17 protein-coding genes are annotated in these 16,099 nt (G+C 69.7%); 12 read left to right on the forward strand and 5 right to left on the reverse strand.

The window, feature by feature from the left end:
- Positions 1–251: 251 nt before the first annotated feature.
- From A5764_RS29880 to A5764_RS19770, 5 genes are all read left to right on the forward strand, one after another.
- Positions 252–1,019, forward strand: a complete 768-nt coding sequence (locus A5764_RS29880; protein ID WP_067115885.1) for a PE family protein — start codon at positions 252–254, stop codon at positions 1,017–1,019.
- A gap of 82 nt (positions 1,020–1,101) precedes the next feature.
- Complete coding sequence (locus A5764_RS19755; protein WP_067115888.1) at positions 1,102–1,929, forward strand: SHOCT domain-containing protein; 828 nt, start codon at positions 1,102–1,104, stop codon at positions 1,927–1,929.
- Positions 1,930–1,995: 66 nt separating this feature from the next.
- Positions 1,996–2,823: a mycofactocin-coupled SDR family oxidoreductase gene (locus A5764_RS19760; RefSeq protein ID WP_067115891.1), complete on the forward strand. Its 828-nt coding sequence runs from the start codon at positions 1,996–1,998 to the stop codon at positions 2,821–2,823.
- A 25-nt stretch (positions 2,824–2,848) separates the two neighbouring features.
- Positions 2,849–4,021: an NAD(P)/FAD-dependent oxidoreductase gene (locus A5764_RS19765; RefSeq protein ID WP_067115894.1), complete on the forward strand. Its 1,173-nt coding sequence runs from the start codon at positions 2,849–2,851 to the stop codon at positions 4,019–4,021.
- A gap of 7 nt (positions 4,022–4,028) precedes the next feature.
- Complete coding sequence (locus A5764_RS19770; protein ID WP_067115897.1) at positions 4,029–5,021, forward strand: D-2-hydroxyacid dehydrogenase family protein; 993 nt, start codon at positions 4,029–4,031, stop codon at positions 5,019–5,021.
- Here A5764_RS19770 and A5764_RS19775 read toward each other — a convergent pair.
- From A5764_RS19775 to mftR, 4 genes are all read right to left on the reverse strand, one after another.
- Positions 5,003–6,274, reverse strand: coding sequence for a VOC family protein (locus tag A5764_RS19775; protein ID WP_067115900.1), 1,272 nt, complete (start codon positions 6,272–6,274; stop codon positions 5,003–5,005). The genes A5764_RS19770 and A5764_RS19775 overlap by 19 nt on opposite strands.
- The gene (locus tag A5764_RS19780; protein WP_067115903.1) at positions 6,271–6,792 is read right to left on the reverse strand and encodes an RNA polymerase sigma factor; all 522 of its coding nucleotides are present in this window, start codon (positions 6,790–6,792) and stop codon (positions 6,271–6,273) included. Before A5764_RS19780 ends, A5764_RS19775 begins: the two co-directional genes overlap by 4 nt.
- 66 nt (positions 6,793–6,858) lie before the next feature.
- On the reverse strand, positions 6,859–7,881 hold the full coding sequence (locus A5764_RS19785) for a DUF2332 domain-containing protein (RefSeq protein ID WP_067116272.1): 1,023 nt from the start codon (positions 7,879–7,881) through the stop codon (positions 6,859–6,861).
- A gap of 26 nt (positions 7,882–7,907) precedes the next feature.
- Positions 7,908–8,504: a mycofactocin system transcriptional regulator gene (mftR, locus tag A5764_RS19790; protein WP_197501642.1), complete on the reverse strand. Its 597-nt coding sequence runs from the start codon at positions 8,502–8,504 to the stop codon at positions 7,908–7,910.
- 96 nt (positions 8,505–8,600) lie between these two features.
- Between mftR and mftA the strand changes: the two genes are divergently transcribed.
- The 7 genes from mftA (at position 8,601) to mftG (ending at position 15,166) form a co-directional block, all read left to right on the forward strand.
- Complete coding sequence (gene mftA / locus A5764_RS19795; protein ID WP_067115907.1) at positions 8,601–8,690, forward strand: mycofactocin precursor MftA; 90 nt, start codon at positions 8,601–8,603, stop codon at positions 8,688–8,690.
- Complete coding sequence (mftB, locus tag A5764_RS19800) at positions 8,675–8,992, forward strand: mycofactocin biosynthesis chaperone MftB (protein ID WP_067115910.1); 318 nt, start codon at positions 8,675–8,677, stop codon at positions 8,990–8,992. The genes mftA and mftB overlap by 16 nt, the downstream gene beginning before the upstream one ends.
- Positions 8,989–10,179: a mycofactocin radical SAM maturase gene (gene mftC, locus A5764_RS19805; RefSeq protein WP_067115912.1), complete on the forward strand. Its 1,191-nt coding sequence runs from the start codon at positions 8,989–8,991 to the stop codon at positions 10,177–10,179. Before mftB ends, mftC begins: the two co-directional genes overlap by 4 nt.
- Before the next feature lie 2 nt (positions 10,180–10,181).
- Entirely contained in the window at positions 10,182–11,372 is a 1,191-nt protein-coding gene (mftD, locus tag A5764_RS19810; RefSeq protein WP_067115916.1) for a pre-mycofactocin synthase MftD, read from the forward strand.
- 193 nt (positions 11,373–11,565) lie between these two features.
- On the forward strand, positions 11,566–12,297 hold the full coding sequence (gene mftE, locus A5764_RS19815; protein ID WP_067115919.1) for a mycofactocin biosynthesis peptidyl-dipeptidase MftE: 732 nt from the start codon (positions 11,566–11,568) through the stop codon (positions 12,295–12,297).
- Complete coding sequence (gene mftF / locus A5764_RS19820; RefSeq protein WP_067115923.1) at positions 12,294–13,706, forward strand: mycofactocin biosynthesis glycosyltransferase MftF; 1,413 nt, start codon at positions 12,294–12,296, stop codon at positions 13,704–13,706. Before mftE ends, mftF begins: the two co-directional genes overlap by 4 nt.
- A 20-nt stretch (positions 13,707–13,726) precedes the next feature.
- Entirely contained in the window at positions 13,727–15,166 is a 1,440-nt protein-coding gene (mftG, locus tag A5764_RS19825; protein ID WP_156664780.1) for a mycofactocin system GMC family oxidoreductase MftG, read from the forward strand.
- Between the two features lies 1 nt (position 15,167).
- Here mftG and A5764_RS29885 read toward each other — a convergent pair whose 3' ends face one another.
- Positions 15,168–16,055 carry a PE family protein gene (locus A5764_RS29885; protein WP_067115928.1) on the reverse strand — a complete coding sequence of 296 codons (888 nt, stop codon included), beginning with the start codon at positions 16,053–16,055 and terminating at the stop codon, positions 15,168–15,170.
- Between the last annotated feature and the right edge of the window lie 44 nt (positions 16,056–16,099).

Consider the following 16,099-nt stretch of genomic DNA (forward strand, 5'->3'; position numbering starts at 1 on the left):
GCCGGGGGGGGGGGGGGGCGCGACCGCGGGGGGGGCCCCCCCGGGGGCCGCGGGCGGGGCCGCAAACACCAAAATTCAGCCGTGGCCCCCCCCCCCCCCCCCCCCACCTCGGCGGTGCGGGCTTCGCGCATTCCGGAGGTCGGCAAACTGGGGTGACTTCCCTCCTCGCGGTACGGTACGATCCCTATTGAGTCCGTGTCTAATGACCGGGCCGATTGCTTGCGCCGCCGTGGTCTGGTCGGGAGGTTCGGATGTCGTTCGTTTTCGCGACGCCGGAGTATCTCGCCGCGGCGGCGACGGACTTGTCCAACATCGGTTCGACGATCGGCTCCGCCAATGCGGCGGCGCTGGCGCCGACGTCCAGCGTGCTTGCCCCGGGCGCCGACGAGGTGTCGGCGACCATCGCGGCGCTGTTCGACGCGCACTCGCAGGCCTATCAGGCGCTGAGCGCCCAGGCGGCGCTCTTCCATCAGGAATTTGTGAACCTCATGACCGGCGGCGCGGCGCAGTATGCCCTCGCCGAGGCCGAAAACGCTTCGCCGCTGGAGACCGTCGGGCAGACGGTGGCGACCGCGATCGCCACGCCCACCCAGGCCCTGGCGCAGGGCGCCGCGCCAATCGGCAACGGTGCGGGCGCGGTGCTGGCGACCGGCACCAGCGCCGAGCCCGGCGCGTTCGGCGGCGGCGGTACCGGGGCGGCCGGCCAATTGGTCGGCGCCACCACGAGTACAGCCGGCACCTCCGGCTTGAGCCCCGCCGCATCGTTTGCAGCCGGCGGGGCCGCCGGGAACGGTGGCCTGATCGCGCCGGGCGGTGCGGGGCAGGCGGTGGCCAGTGCCGAGGAGGTCGGCGTCGCCGAAGCCGGTGAGACGTCGCTCGCCACGGTGCCCGCGTCGGGGTTGACGCCCTTGGCGGCAATGCCGGCGGCGGCGCCGGCTTCCTCTGCGGCCGCGGCACGACCGGCCACCCCGGCCTACTCTCCGGCAGCGTCCACAGCGGCCGACTCTGCCGAGGAGTGACGCCCGCGCGCAATTTGTGATCGGTAGTGCGGGGACGCGCATTAATCTGACACGAACTTCCCAGCAAGGTGAGGAGAGACAGGTGTTGGCGCGCTACTTGAAGGCACAGCTACTGGTTTTGCTGTGCGGCGGCCTCGTCGGGCCAATTTTCTTGATCGTCTACTTCACCCTCGGGCTGGACAGCCTGCTGCAGTGGATGCTCTACGTCGGCCTGCTGATCACCGTGGCCGACGTGCTGATCGCGCTGGCGCTGGCCAACTATGGGGCGAAGTCGGCCGTCAAAACGGCCGAGCTCGAGCAGCACGGCGTGCTGGCGCTCGCCCAGATCACCGGCCTCTCGGAGACGGGCACCCGGATCAACGAGCAGCCGCTGGTGAAGGTGGACCTGCACATCTCCGGGCCCGGATTCGTGCCGTTCGACAGCCAGGACCGGGTCATCGCGAGCGTCACCCGGCTGGGCAACCTGACCGCCCGCAAGCTGGTGGTACTGGTCAACCCCACCACCGGCGAATACCGGATCGACTGGGAGCGAAGCGCTTTGGTCAACGGACTGGTGCCCGCGCAGTTCACCCTGGCCGAGGACAACAGGACCTACGATCTCAGCGGGCAAGCCGGCCCGCTGATGGAGATACTGCAGATCCTCAAGGCCAACAACGTTCCGCTCAACCGAATGGTCGACATCCGCTCCAATCCGGTGCTGCGCCAGCAGATCCAGGCCGTGGTGCGGCGGGCCGTCGAACAGCAGGCGCCGGCGGCTCGGCCGGCAGCGGCCGGGCCGGCGCCGGTCGTCACGCCGCCGCAACAATCGATCGCCCAGCGCCTCCAAGAGCTGGAGACGCTGCGCGCCGGCGGCGCGGTGACCGACGACGAATACAACAGCCGGCGGGCCCAGATCATCGCGGAGATCTGATCGCCCGAGCGGGTTAGAACACGTTCCAGTTTCGCTGCTAGCCTGTCACTCGGCGAAAGGGGTGCCATGGCTGCACAGGCTGGCTCACTGCAAGGACGGGTGGCATTTATCACCGGCGCCGCCCGCGCCCAGGGACGGTCGCATGCGGTGCGGCTCGCCCGGGAAGGCGCCGACATCATCGCGCTCGACATCTGCGCGCCGGCGTCGGACAGCCTGACCTACACACCGGCCACGCCGGACGATCTCAACGAGACCGTCCGCCTGGTCGAGGCCGAGGGACGCAAGGTGCTGGCCCGCCAGGCCGACATCCGCGACGACGCCGCGCTGCGCCAACTCGTGGCCGACGGCGTCGAACAATTCGGGCGCCTCGACGTCCTGGTGGCCAACGCCGGAGTGCTGGGCTGGGGCCGGGTCTGGGAGCTCACCGACGAGCAGTGGGACACCGTCATCGGGGTCAACCTGACCGGGACCTGGCGCACCCTGCGCGCCACGATCCCGGCGATGATCGAGGCCGGCAACGGAGGTTCCATCGTGGTCGTCAGCTCGTCGGCGGGCCTGAAGGCCACCCCGGGCAACGGCCACTACGCGGCCAGCAAGCACGGGCTCACCGCCCTGACCAACACGCTGGCGATCGAGCTCGGCGAATACGACATCCGGGTCAACTCCATCCACCCCTACTCGGTCGACACCCCGATGATCGAGCCGGAGGCGATGATGGAGATCTTTGCCAAGCATCCCCGTTACGTGCACAGCTTCCCGCCAATGCCAATGCAGTACAAGGGATTCATGACCGCCGAAGAGGTGTCCGACGTGGTGGTTTGGCTCGCCACCGACGCCTCGGGCACGCTGTCGGGCACGCAGATCCCCGTCGACAAGGGCGCCCTGAAGTATTGACCGGCGTGCGTGGTATGAACACCACGTGACGGAAAAGGGAGTCGTGATCGTCGGCGGCGGTTTGGCGGCCGCGCGCACCGCCGAGCAACTGCGCCGGTCGGAGTACACCGGCCGCATCACGATCGTCAGCGACGAGGTGCACCTGCCCTACGACCGCCCGCCGCTGTCCAAGGAGGTGCTGCGCAAAGAGGTCGATGACGTGTTCCTCAAACCGCGGGAGTGGTACGACGAGAAGGACATCACCCTGCGGCTGGGTTCGGCCGCCACCCGCCTCGACACCGCGGCGCAGACGGTGACCCTCGACGACGGAACCGTGCTCGGCTACGACGAGCTCGTCATCGCGACCGGGCTGGTGCCGCGGCGCATCCCGGCCTTCCCGGACCTCGAGGGCATCCGCGTGCTGCGTTCGTTCGACGAGAGCATGGCCTTGCGCGAGCACGCGTCGGCCTGCCAGCGCGCGGTCGTGATCGGCGCCGGTTTCATCGGCTGCGAGGTCGCCGCCAGCCTGCGCAGCCTGGGGGTGGACGTGGTGCTCGTCGAGCCGCAGCCCACGCCGCTGGCGGCGGTGCTCGGCGAGCGGATCGGCGAGCTGGTGGCGCGGCTGCATCGCGACGAGGGCGTCGACGTCCGCCTGGGCGTCGGTGTGGCGGAGGTGCGCGGCGAGGGGCACGTCGACACCGTGGTGCTGGGCGACGGCACCGAGCTGGCCGCCGACGTCGTCGTAGTCGGCATCGGATCGCATCCGGCGACCGGCTGGCTGCAGGGCAGCGGCGTCGAGGTCGATAACGGCGTCATCTGCGACGAAGCCGGCCGCACCAGTGCGCCCCACGTGTGGGCGCTGGGTGACGTCGCCTCCTGGCGAGACGCGACGGGGCACCAAGCACGCGTGGAACATTGGAGCAACGTCGCCGACCAGGCCCGCGTCGTGGTGCCCGCGATGCTCGGGCAGGACACGCCCGCCGGCGTGGTCGTCCCCTACTTCTGGAGCGACCAATACGACGTCAAGATCCAGTGTCTGGGGGAGCCGGAAGCCACCGATGTCGTCCATCTCGTCGAGGACGACGGCCGCAAGTTCCTGGCTTACTACGAGCGCGACGGGGTGCTGGTCGGCGTGGTCGGCGCCGGGATGCCCGGCAAGGTGATGAAGGTCCGCGGCAAGATCGCCGCCGCCACACCTATTTCCGAAATGCTTGGCTGAGACCCACATGCCCGAGGTGGCGATACTCGACGACTACGCCGGGTTGGCCCTCAGACTGGCGGACTGGTCGCCGGTGCAGACCCGCTGCCAGGTAAGCGTTTTCGACCGACACCTGTCCGAGGAGGAGGCCGCGAAAACATTGCGGCCCTTCGACGTCATCTGCACCCTGCGCGAGCGGATGGCGCTTCCCCGCAGTCTCATCGGGCGGCTGCCGAACCTGAAACTGATCACGATCGTCGGCAGGAGCCTGCCGAACTTGGACATGGCCGCGGCGACCGAACGGGGGGTCTTGGTCGCCCAGTCGGACTTCGCGAACCCGCGATTCGCCTCCGTCCGCGACGCCACCCCGGAATTCGCGTGGGGGCTGCTGATCGCGACGGTGCGCAACCTGGCCGAGGAGCACCGGCGGATGCGCGACGGCGGGTGGCAGGCCACCGCCGGTATGACGCTGTCCGGCAAGACGCTCGGGCTGCTCGGTCTCGGCAGGATCGGCAAGCGGATGGCGCGATACGCCAAAGCCTTTGGCATGGACATCATCTCGTGGAGCCAACACCTCACCGAGGAGGACGCCGCCGCGGCCGGCGCCCGCCGGGTCGAGAAGGCGACGCTGTTCGCCGAATCCGATGTGGTTTCCATTCACGTCGTGCTCTCCGAGCGCACACGAGGCCTGGTCGGCCATACCGAGCTGGCGCTGATGAAGCCGCACGCCTACCTGATCAACACCTCTCGGGGTCCGATCGTCGACGAGGCCGCACTGATCGATGCGCTCGAATCCGGACGGATCGCCGGGGCGGGGCTCGACGTCTATGACGTCGAACCGCTCCCGCCCGGCCATCCGCTGCGATCGATTCCGACCGTGACGTTGTCCCCCCACTTGGGGTACGTCACCCGTGAAATGCTGGCCGCCTTTTACTCCGACACCGTCGAGGCCGTGGTGGCCTGGCTGGAGGGCGCGCCGATCCGGATCGCCAATCCCCAGGCCTACAACTGGCCCAGATAGAAGCGGCCGCCCTGGTCGTCGCGGCATTCGGCGGTGACCCCATAGGGCTGGCGGGCCGGCTCGGCCAGCACGGTGCCGCCGGCTTCGCGGACGCGCGCGACGGCCGCGTCGATGTCCGAGACGGTCCACATCGGCACCGTCGTCGGGTGCGCGCTGCCGCCGGCGGTGCCGGCCATCGGGTGGGACCCCACCACCTGCCACCCGTCGACCACTGATCCGGGCTCGAAGCGCCATCCCAGCACCCGGGCGTAGAAGTCGCGGAAGCCGGCGGAATCCGGCACCAGGTAGGTGACGTATGACAGCTCGCCGGGCCCGGAGCCGTTGAGTTCCGGGCGCTTTCGCCCCGCCGGTGGCTCAAAGACCGCGAACGCCACACCCTGCGCGTCGGTGGCGTCGAGCAGGACGCCGTCATCGGTACGCCGGACCTCACCCGGGACGCCACCCGCCGCCGCGATCGCCGTCCGGGCCGCCTGGACGTCGGCGACGGCGTAGCAGCAGAACAGGGTGGGCGGTCCCGCGCTCGCCCAAATGCCGGTCGGCAGTTCGGTATTGGTGATCCGATGCGATGCCCGATCGTACGTCCAGCCCAAGACGTGGCCGTAGAAGGCGGCCGCGCGATCGGCGTCGAGGGTCCAGACAGACACGTATCCGATGTCGCCGTGCTGGATGACATCAACCGGTACCGTCACGGGGCCGCTGAGCATCCAGCGGTGTCCGAACGGATCGATGATGGTCGCGTTGCGGCTGCCGTAGCCCTCGTAGACCTCGCGCTGGACGGTGGCGCCGCGTTCACGCGCCTTCAGCAGGGCCGCATCGGTGTCGGCGACGTGCAACATCAGGCTGACCGAAACCCCGCCGGGCGCGGGCGCCCTCAGCCCCAGTTCCGGATGCTCGTCGGCCAGATACAGCACCCCGTCGCCGATCGCGATCTCCGCGTGCCCAATTCGGCCGTCCTGCATCACGATCGGCTCGCCGATCGCCACGGCGCCGAACGCATCGGTGTACCACTCGATCGCCGCGCGCGCGTTGGTCACGGCGAGGTACGGCAGCGCGGCCGGGCGAGGGGGACGGGCGGCGGATGGCTCGTTGAGTTCGGAAATGACACTGGCGGTGCCGCTCATGACAACTCCTTCGTAGAACAGTGCGGATTCCAATCGCCGGCGCAGGCGCGCGGCGAATGCCGAATCGGGTTGGACCGGAAGGTCATCGGCGCGCAGCACGCTGAGCGGATCCGAGCGGTCTGGGCGACTCATGACGTGCCTCCTTCCGGATACTGCCGTCTGAAGGCCCGGCGGGCCCGGACCAGAAGCGCTTCGGTGGCGTGCACCGTGCGCCCGATGAGCTCGGCGCACTCGCCGACGGAGCAGCCGTCCATGTAGCGCAGCACCAGCACGGTGCGGTGCGGCTCGGCCAACCGGGCCAGCACCGCCTCGGCGACCAGGCGATCCAGCTCGGCGTCCCAGTCGTCGGCTGTCTCGACTGGCTCCGGCGGCTCGGCGACCGGCACGGCCTGCCGCTGCTCGCCGCGCCGGTAGTGGTCGGCCAGCTTGTGGCGTGCCACGCCGAGCAGCCACGGAATCGAGATCGGCGGCGGCTCGCTCTTGCACGCGGCGTCCATCGCCGCGAGAAACGTCTCCGACGTCAGGTCCTCGGCCGTAGCGCGGTCGCCGCAACGGCGGACGAAATACCCGTACACCACGGGCAACGCCTCGTCGTAGAGGGCGAGCACCGCGCGTCGAGCGTCGGATTGGTGGTCCACTTCGGCGCTCACACCCTTATCGTCGCCGCGGCGGCCAAAACTCCGACGGGTTGCGGCGAAAAATCTCTGCGCCCGTGGCTATAGCCAATTCACCGGCGGCCCGTGCGGGTGACACTCGGCCAGGATCGCCAGCTCGCCACCCGGCCAGCACCGGGCCCGCACCAGAAACTTGATCGGCGCGCCCGGCCCGTCCCGCGCCGGCTCCAGGGTGAGGTGGGCGAACGGCGACCGCGGAGCGGCCTGCGCGCCCAGCGCGTCGATCCCCTCGCGGACCGCCGCCTGTTCGTCGTCGGACAGGTACTGCCAGGTGATCGAGTGCCACAGCACGGTCAACGCGCCGTCGGCCAGGGTCAGCCGGGCCACCGCCGCTGCGGCCGTGCTGCGATGCAACCGCGCCGGAACGTCGCGGGCCACCGCGATCGCGCCGCGCAACCGGTCCAGCCGGGCGGCCTGATCCGGCCAGACGTAGCTCAACACGGTCATCTCGCCGTCGGCGCCGGTGACGTCGATGGGCGCGATGTCATAGCCGTTGCGCTCGACGATGCGCACCGCACCGCCGGGCGGCAGCGCCCCGTGCCAGGCGTCGTCGATGGTCACCGGCGAGTCGACCGGTCCCCACCCGCGATCGCCGTACCGATAGTGGTAGTGGTCGGGCCGCATGTTCAGCCCGGCGCTCGACCCGATCTCGAAAAGCCTTACCGGCAAATCGAATCCGTTGTTGACGCGCAGCAGCCCGCCGATCAGCGCGGCGGATCGGCCGACCTCGTTGGTCTGCGGCGGTTGGTCGAGCGCGGCGCGCAGCGAGCCGGACTGCTGGGCCGCGGTGCGCAGGATTTCGGGCCAGGCGTTCGCCGCGTCCCAGCGGCCCCCGGTGCTGGGATACCAGCGGCGCAACTGCGGTGCCCGGCCGTCGAGCACCAGCCGGTGCAGCCCGCCGAGCAGCCGAAGCGGCACGGCAAGGCGCGAGGGGTCGTCCTCGTGGCCGGCCAAGATGGCCGCGAAGACGCCGCCGGCCTCGACGTCGGTGGCCACCAGTTCGAACAGTTCGCCGTACATCGGTGAGCCGGAGAGCGCGCAGAACCCTCCCTGCGACCGCAGCATGTGCAGCAGGTGTTCGGTGCCCGCGCTCACCGGTCCAGCCGTTCCAGCCCGGCTCCGACCACGTCGAACGCGTTGCCGAGCGCGGTGGGCAACGGGACGGATTCGTCGGAGAGCCAGTGCTCGTAGGCGCTCAGCGCCACCCCGAGCATCGTCCAGGCGACGGTTTGGGGTAGCGGGTCGCTTGTCTTGACGCTCAACCGGTGCGCCACGAAGCCCGCCATCACCTCGCGCCACCCCGCATACATCGTCATCGAATAGGCTTGCAGCTCAGCGGTTTCCAAAATGACCCGCATGCGCCGCCGGTGCCGCACGGTCTCACACTCGTCGAAGGTGTTGAACGCCAACAGCGCACCGCGCAGCGCCTCGCTGATCCGAACCGTCTCATCGACGTTGTCGAGCAGCTCCCGCAGGTGCGACAGGTGGGCGTCGAAATCGCCCCACAGGATGGCGTTCTTGGAGGCGTAATAGCGAAACAGCGTGCGGCGGGCAATGCCGGCCGCCTGCGCGACGTCGTCGACGCTCACGTCGGCGAACCCCCGGGCCGCGAACAACTCGAGGGCGACGTCGGTGATGTGCTCCGGGGTCGTCGAGCGGCGGCGGCCCACCCGCGACTGCGGCATCATCAGACCCCGCCCTTCCGATTCGGCACTCGATGCCATATTCTGACACGACTGATTCAGACCCCATAGTCGTCGAGCCCCGCAGAAAGGTAAATGCACATGGAGCGCGAAACCGACAAAGACACCGAACTCGTCACCGAGACCCTGGTGGAAGAGGTGTCCATCGACGGGATGTGCGGGGTCTACTGACCGTGACCGCGGCGACTTGCTCGACGGCCTTCGATCCCGATCGCGGCTGGCGGTTGCACCCGCAGGTCGCGGTGAGGCCCGAGCCGTTCGGCGCGCTGCTCTACCACTTCGGCACCCGCAAGCTGTCGTTCCTGAAGAACCGCACCATCGTGACGGTGGTGCGCTCGCTGGGCGAGCATCCCGATGTGCGGTCCGCCTGCCGCGCCGCGGGTGTGGACGACTCCGGGCAGCAGCCCTACTTGCACGCGCTGGGCGTATTGGCCGACTCCAACATGCTGGTGCGTCAGGACGGTGGCCAATGACGGTACCTGTCGCGAGGCGCGGCCACGGTCTCATCGAGCAGTTCGAGCGCGGGCTCGACGCGCCCATCTGCCTGACATGGGAGCTGACATACGCGTGCAATCTGGCGTGCGTGCACTGCCTTTCGTCGTCGGGCAAGCGCGATCCGCGAGAGTTGTCCACCCGCCAATGCATGGACGTCATCGACGAGCTGGAACGCATGCAGGTGTTCTACGTCAACATCGGCGGCGGGGAGCCCACGGTGCGCCCGGACTTCTGGGAGCTGGTCGACTACGCCACCGCCCACCACGTCGGCGTGAAGTTCTCCACCAACGGGGTCCGGATCACCCCCGACGTCGCCGCCCGGCTGGCCGCCAGTGACTACGTCGACGTCCAGATTTCGCTGGACGGGGCGACCGCCGAGGTCAACGACGCGGTGCGCGGCGACGGGTCGTTCGCCATGGCGGTGCGCGCGCTGGAAAACCTCGCCGCCGCGGGCTTCTCGCAGAGCGGGGGGCCGAAGATCTCCGTCGTGGTCACCCGCCACAACGTCGACCAGCTCGACGAATTCGCCGCTTTGGCAAGCCGTTACGGTGCCACCCTGCGCATCACCCGGCTGCGGCCCTCGGGGCGGGGCGCGGACGTGTGGGACGATTTGCACCCCACCGCGGCCCAGCAGGTGCAGCTCTACGAGTGGTTGGTCGCCAAGGGGGAGCGGGTGCTCACCGGTGACTCCTTCTTCCATCTGTCGCCGCTCGGCTCGTCGGGCGCCCTGGCCGGCCTGAACATGTGCGGTGCCGGCCGGGTGGTGTGCCTCATCGACCCGGTCGGCGACGTGTACGCCTGCCCGTTCGCCATCCACGACCGCTTCCTGGCCGGAAACATCCTGTCGGACGGCGGGTTTGAAAGCGTTTGGAAGACCGCGCCGCTGTTTCGTGAGCTGCGCGAGCCCCAGTCCCCCGGCGCGTGCGGCAGCTGCGGGCATTACGACAGTTGCCGGGGCGGTTGCATGGCGGCCAAATTCTTCACCGGCCTGCCCCTGGACGGACCGGACCCCGAATGCGTCCAGGGGCACAGCGCGTCCGCGCTGGCGCGTGACCGCCAGGCCCCGCGGCCCCGCGCCGACCACTCCCACGGACGGCGCGAACCGGTGCCGCTGAAACTGACTACGCGACCGCCGTCGCGGCTGTGCAACGAAAGCCCCGTGTAGTCATGGCCGAGGAATGGTTTGAAACGGTCGCCATCGCACAGCAACGCGCCAAGCGACGGTTGCCGAGGTCCGTTTATTCCTCTTTGATTTCGGCGAGCGAAAAAGGAATTACGGTTTCCGACAATGTCGAGGCATTCGGGGAACTCGGTTTCGCCCCGCACGTCATCGGCGCGCAGGAAAAGCGCGAACTGTCGACTACCGTTATGGGGCAAGATATTTCGCTGCCGGTAATCATCTCGCCCACCGGTGTGCAGGCGGTCGACCCGGATGGTGAGGTGGCCGTCGCGCGGGCGGCTGCGGCGCGGGGAACCGCGATGGGGCTGTCCTCTTTCGCCAGTAAGCCGATGGAGGAGGTGATCGCCGCCAACCCCAAGCTCTTCTTCCAGGTGTACTGGCTGGGCGGGCGCGACGCGATCGCCGAGCGGGTGGAACGGGCGCGTGAGGCGGGCGCGGTCGGCCTGATCGTCACGACCGACTGGACGTTCTCCCATGGCCGGGACTGGGGCAGCCCCAAGATTCCGGAGGAGATGAACCTGCGGACCATGCTGCGGCTATCGCCCGAGGCGATCGTCCGGCCGCGGTGGCTGTGGAAGTTCGGCAAGACGCTGCAACCCCCGGAGCTGCGGGTGCCCAACATGGGCCGCCGTGGCGAGCCCGGGCCTCCGTTCTTCGCCGCCTACGGCGAGTGGATGGGCACGCCGCCGCCGACCTGGGAAGACATCGCCTGGCTGCGCGAGCTGTGGGGCGGACCGTTCATGCTCAAGGGCGTGATTCGTGTCGATGATGCGAAAAGGGCTGTCGACGCCGGTGTTTCGGCGATCTCGGTGTCGAATCATGGCGGCAACAACCTGGACGGCACGCCCGCTACCATCCGCGCCCTGCCGGCGCTGGTCGCGGCGGTGGGCGACCAGGTCGAAGTGCTGCTGGACGGCGGCATCCGGCGCGGAAGCGACGTGGTCAAAGCCGTGGCGCTGGGGGCGCGCGCGGTGATGATCGGCCGGGCCTACCTGTGGGGCCTCGCTGCCGCCGGCCAGGCCGGCGTCGAAAACGTCCTCGACATCTTGCGCGGCGGCATCGACTGCGCGCTGATGGGCCTCGGGCACTCCTCGGTTCACGACCTGAGCCCCGACGACGTCGTGGTGCCGCCCGGTTTCACCCGCGCGCTCGGGGTACCGTCCGGTGGGGACGCCTAGCCGATTGCGACGGGCTCCGCTCAATTCTGGCCATGTTGGGGGATTTGGTGAAGATAAAATGCCGTTCTTTTCACTGGTGTCGAAATAGTGGTGCGCGCGAGGTAACCGTGACGGACGAGCCGCCAATTTCGGCCGCTTGGTGAACAGCCGAGAAAAAAATTGAGGTGAAGGGTCAACAATTGGTGCACGCCAGGTGAATACGTCCTACCATCAGCCAGTGCCCGTACTCGGCGAATTAGGAACGGCGACATCGAGCCGGCTATCAAGCGCCTCGCCGTCGATATTGATCCCCTTGGGGTCCACCGAACAACATGGTCCTCACCTGCCGTTGGACACCGACACCCGCATCGCGACCGCGGTCGCCCGAGGGGCTCGGGCGCGCCTCGAGCGCGACTGGTTGGTCGCGCCGGCCATCGCCTATGGGGCCAGCGGTGAGCACCAAGACTTCGCCGGAACGATCTCCATCGGCACCGACGCCCTGGCGTCGCTTCTGGTGGAGTATGGCCGGTCGGCCGGTTGCTGGGCCCAGAGCCTGGTGTTTGTCAACGGCCACGGCGGCAATATCGGTGCGTTGAGAACCGCGGTGCAGCGACTGCGCGCCGAAGGCCGGGACGCCGCATGGTGTCCCTGCGTGGCCGCCGGCGGCGACGCCCACGCTGGCCACACCGAAACGTCGGTGTTGCTGCACATCTCGCCGACCGAAGTGCTGACCGACCGGTGGTTGGCCGGTAACCGGGCGCCGCTGCCCGAGCTGCTCGGATCGTTGCGGCGCGGGGGAGTCGCGGCGGTCAGCCCGGTAGGCGTGTTGGGGGACCCGACCACCGCGACCGCCGCGGAGGGCAGGCGCATCTTCGCGGAGATGGTCGACCAGTGCGTCCGTCGAGTCGCCCGGTGGCTGCCCGGGCCCGACGGGATGCTCACATGAGCCAGCCGAGGCTACCGGACGGGTTCGCTGTCCAGGTCGATCGCCGCGTGCGGGTGCTGGGCGACGGCTCCGCGCTGCTGGGTGGCTCACCCACGCGCCTGCTGAAGCTGGCCCCCGCCGCCCAGAGCATGCTGTCGGGTGGCCGGCTGAAGGTCCGCGACGACGTCAGTGCCCAGCTGGCCCGCACCCTGCTGGATGCCACGGTGGCCCACCCGCGGCCCGCGGGCGGCCCGTCGCACCGCGACGTGACCGTGGTAATCCCGGTGCGCGACAACGTTCCTGGTGTGCGGCGCCTGGTGAGCGCGCTGCGCGGGCTGCGCGTCGTCGTGGTGGACGACGGTTCGTTCCCGCCGATCGAGCCGGAAGACTTCGTCGGCGCACACTGCGATGTCGAGGTGTTGCGCCACTCCTACAACAAGGGCCCCGCGACGGCGCGCAACACGGGGCTGGCCGCCTGCAAGACCGAGTTCGTGGCCTTCCTCGACTCCGATGTCACGCCGCGCCGGGGCTGGCTGGAGGCCCTGCTCGGTCACTTCTGCGATCCCACCGTGGCCCTGGTCGCGCCGCGCATCGTCGGCCTGTCGCACAGCGAGAAGGTGGTGGCGCGCTACGAGGCGGTGCACTCGTCGCTGGACCTCGGTGAGCGAGAGGCCCCGGTGTTGCCCCACAGCACGGTGTCCTACGTTCCCAGCGCGGCGATCATCTGTCGCTGCTCGGCCATCCGCGCGGTCGGCGGCTTCGACGAGACGCTGCAGTCCGGCGAGGACGTCGACCTGTGCTGGCGGCTCATCGAAGCGGGCGCCCGGCTGCGCTACGAGCCGATCGCACAGGTCGCGCACGACCACCGCACCGAATTGCGGGATTGGCTCGCGCGCAAGGCATTTTACGGCGGGTCGGCGGCTCCGCTGTCGGTGCGCCACCCGGACAAGACGGCGCCGGTGGTGATCTCCGGCTGGGCGCTGATGGCCTGGATCCTGATGGCCCTGGGGACCAGCCTGAGTCAGCTGGCTTCGATCGCGGTCGCCGTGCTGACGGGCCGGCGGATCGCCAGGGCGATGCGCAGCGCCGATACGTCGCTCGCCGACGTCCTGGTGATCGCCACCCGCGGTTTGTGGTCGGCGGCGCTGCAGCTGGCCTCGGCGATCTGCCGGCATTATTGGCCGGTGGCGTTGCTCGCCGCCGTCCTCTCGCGGCACTGTAGACGGGTCGTCCTGGTCGCCGCCGTCATGGACGGCGTGGTGGACTGGCTGCGCCGCCGGGACGCCACCGACGACGATTCCGAGCCGATCGGGCTGCTGAGCTACCTGTTGCTCAAGCGCGTCGACGACCTGGCCTACGGGCTGGGGCTGTGGTGGGGTGTCGCGCGCGAACGCAACGCCCGCGCGCTCAAACCGCAGATTCGGACCTAGCCACCGCCTTGACCCCCCCCTTGATAAAGGCCGTCCCGCACAGCGATGTGCTGATCGTCGGCGCGGGCAGTGCTGGATCGGTTGTTGCCGAACGCCTTTCCGCCGACCCGGGCCGCGCGGTCACCATCCTGGAGGCGGGGCCCGCGCTGGCCGACCCGGGGCTGCTGGCTATGACGGCCAACGGGTCGCAGCTGCCGATCGGGGTCGACAGCCCGCTGGCCCGGCGCTATCTGACCCGCCTGACCGACCGGCACGCCCTCAAGCTGCCGATCGTGCGGGGGGCGACGGTCGGCGGTTCGGGGGCGGTCAATGGTGGCTACTTCTGCCGCGCCCTGCCTCGCGATTTCGATGGCCTGGCGCTCCCCGGCTGGGCGTGGTCCGATGTTCTCGAGCACTTCCGTGCGATCGAGACCGACCTGGATTTCGAGGGCCCCGCGCACGGCGACAGCGGTCCCATCCTGGTTCGTCGGACGCGCGAAATGACCGGCACCACCGAACGGTTCATCGCCGCCGCCGAGCGAGCCGGGTTCGAATGGATAGCCGACCTCAACGACCCTGCGGCGCAGCCCGTTTCGGGGATCGGCGCCGTCCCGCTCAACATCGTCGACGGAGTGCGCATCGGATCGGGTGCGGCGTATCTCCTTCCGGCGCTGCCGCGGCCCAACCTGACATTGCTGGAACAGACGCGGGCGGTGCGACTGCGTTTCTCCGGTAAGGCCGCGGTGGGCGTCGACGCGATCGGCTCCGGCGGCCCGATGACGCTGGCTGCTGACCGAATAGTGTTGTGCGCCGGGGCGATCGAATCCGCCCATCTGCTGATGCTGTCCGGCATCGGCGCGGAGGCGATGTTACGGGCCGTCGGCGTGCCCGTGGTCGCACCCCTGCCGGTGGGCGCGTCGTGCAGCGATCACCCCGAGTGGGTGTTGCCGACGAATTGGACCGTGGCCGCCGGCCGGCCCGTGGTCGAGGTCGTGCTCACCACCGCAGACGGCCTCGAGATCCGGCCATACACGGGCGGGTTCGTTGCGATGACCGGTGACGGCACCGCAGGGCACCCCGACTGGCCGCACCTCGGGGTGGCGCTCATGCGGCCACGATCACGCGGGCGCATCACGCTTGTCTCGCCGGAACCGGGCGTGCCGCCGCGCATCGAGCATCGCTACGACAGCGAGCCCGACGATGTCGCGGCGCTACGGATGGGCAGCGAGCTGGCCCGCGAAATGGCCGGCGCCGCAACCTCTGTCGGGCCGCCGGTATGGTCGACGTCGCAACACCTGTGCGGCACAACCCCGATGGGCACCGATGACGATCCGCGCGCGGTGGTCGATTTCCACTGCCGAGTGCGCGGCATCGAAAACCTCTGGGTGATAGACGGTTCCATCCTGCCGGAGATCACCAGCCGCGGCCCGCATGCGACCATCGTGATGATAGGGCACCGCGCCGCCGCGTTCGTTCAGTGAATCACTGGGAGTAGGGCGACATTTCGACCGGCACGCCCGTCGCTACCGGTTGCTCCTGCTGAGATCCGGCCGATGATGCCGTCGCCGGGGAATAGGGCGGCGTGGCCGGGGAATAGTTCGGCGTTGCCGCGCTCGCCGCCGTGACCGGCGTGCCGATCGGCATCGCCTGCGCCGCCGTGGCCGCCGAGAATCCTGGCGTTTCCGCCGCCTCAACGGCCGCCACCGGCGTGGCCGACGGCGCCGCCGCTGCGGCGGGAGCCCCCATCGCCGCCGGCACCGCCGAAGCCGGCGCGCTGGCGGGTGCCAGCGCCGCCGTTGCCGCCGCCGGCGGGACCGCCGCTATCGGCGTACCGGCCGGCGCCAGCGTCATGGGTGCCGCCGAGGCCGGTGCGACCGAGCTCGCCAGCGGTGTCGCCGGTGCGGCCGGCGCCGCACCGCCCGTCAGGCCGGCCCCTGAAGCGCCGGCCGCCGGCGCGCTCGCCGCCATCGAACCGGCCGATGCCGCGGGGCCGATCAGCGGCTGCGCGCCCGCCAGCGCCTGAGCGGGGCTCCCGCTTCCATTCATACTTCCGCCCACCATGTTCTGGACGGTTTGCAGCGGCGTGGCGTTCGTGGCCTCGGCAAGGCCGTATTGCTCCGCGCCGGAGCTCATCAGCTGGACAAACTGGGCGTGGAACGCCTGGGCGGCGGCGCTGAGCGCCTGGTAGACCTGGGCGTGGCCGTCGAACAGCGCCGCGATACCCGCCGACACCTCGTCGGCACCGGCGGGCAATACGCTCGACACCGGCCCCATCGCGGCGGAGTTGGCGTCACCGATCGCGGATCCGATATTCGCCAGATCTGTTGCCGCCGCGGCAACATACTCCGGCGCTGCGATCACATATGACATTCCGCTCCCCCGGCTAGCCTCAACGTCGTGCGCCTCCCCCTGAC

The organism is Mycobacterium sp. 852002-51057_SCH5723018, from assembly GCF_001667035.1.
Classification (GTDB): domain Bacteria; phylum Actinomycetota; class Actinomycetes; order Mycobacteriales; family Mycobacteriaceae; genus Mycobacterium.

Excerpts from the sequence above, each read along its gene's own strand:
- A5764_RS29880 (WP_067115885.1), top strand. The coding sequence starts at position 252 with ATGTCGTTCGTTTTCGCGACGCCGGAGTATCTCGCCGCGGCGGCGACG.
- A5764_RS19760 (WP_067115891.1), top strand. The coding sequence starts at position 1,996 with ATGGCTGCACAGGCTGGCTCACTGCAAGGACGGGTGGCATTTATCACC.
- A5764_RS19770 (WP_067115897.1), top strand. The coding sequence starts at position 4,029 with ATGCCCGAGGTGGCGATACTCGACGACTACGCCGGGTTGGCCCTCAGA.
- A5764_RS19775 (WP_067115900.1), bottom strand. The coding sequence starts at position 6,274 with ATGAGTCGCCCAGACCGCTCGGATCCGCTCAGCGTGCTGCGCGCCGAT.
- A5764_RS19785 (WP_067116272.1), bottom strand. The coding sequence starts at position 7,881 with ATGCTGCGGTCGCAGGGAGGGTTCTGCGCGCTCTCCGGCTCACCGATG.
- mftR (WP_197501642.1), bottom strand. The coding sequence starts at position 8,504 with ATGATGCCGCAGTCGCGGGTGGGCCGCCGCCGCTCGACGACCCCGGAG.
- mftA (WP_067115907.1), top strand. The coding sequence starts at position 8,601 with ATGGAGCGCGAAACCGACAAAGACACCGAACTCGTCACCGAGACCCTG.
- mftC (WP_067115912.1), top strand. The coding sequence starts at position 8,989 with ATGACGGTACCTGTCGCGAGGCGCGGCCACGGTCTCATCGAGCAGTTC.
- mftD (WP_067115916.1), top strand. The coding sequence starts at position 10,182 with ATGGCCGAGGAATGGTTTGAAACGGTCGCCATCGCACAGCAACGCGCC.
- mftF (WP_067115923.1), top strand. The coding sequence starts at position 12,294 with ATGAGCCAGCCGAGGCTACCGGACGGGTTCGCTGTCCAGGTCGATCGC.
- A5764_RS29885 (WP_067115928.1), bottom strand. The coding sequence starts at position 16,055 with ATGTCATATGTGATCGCAGCGCCGGAGTATGTTGCCGCGGCGGCAACA.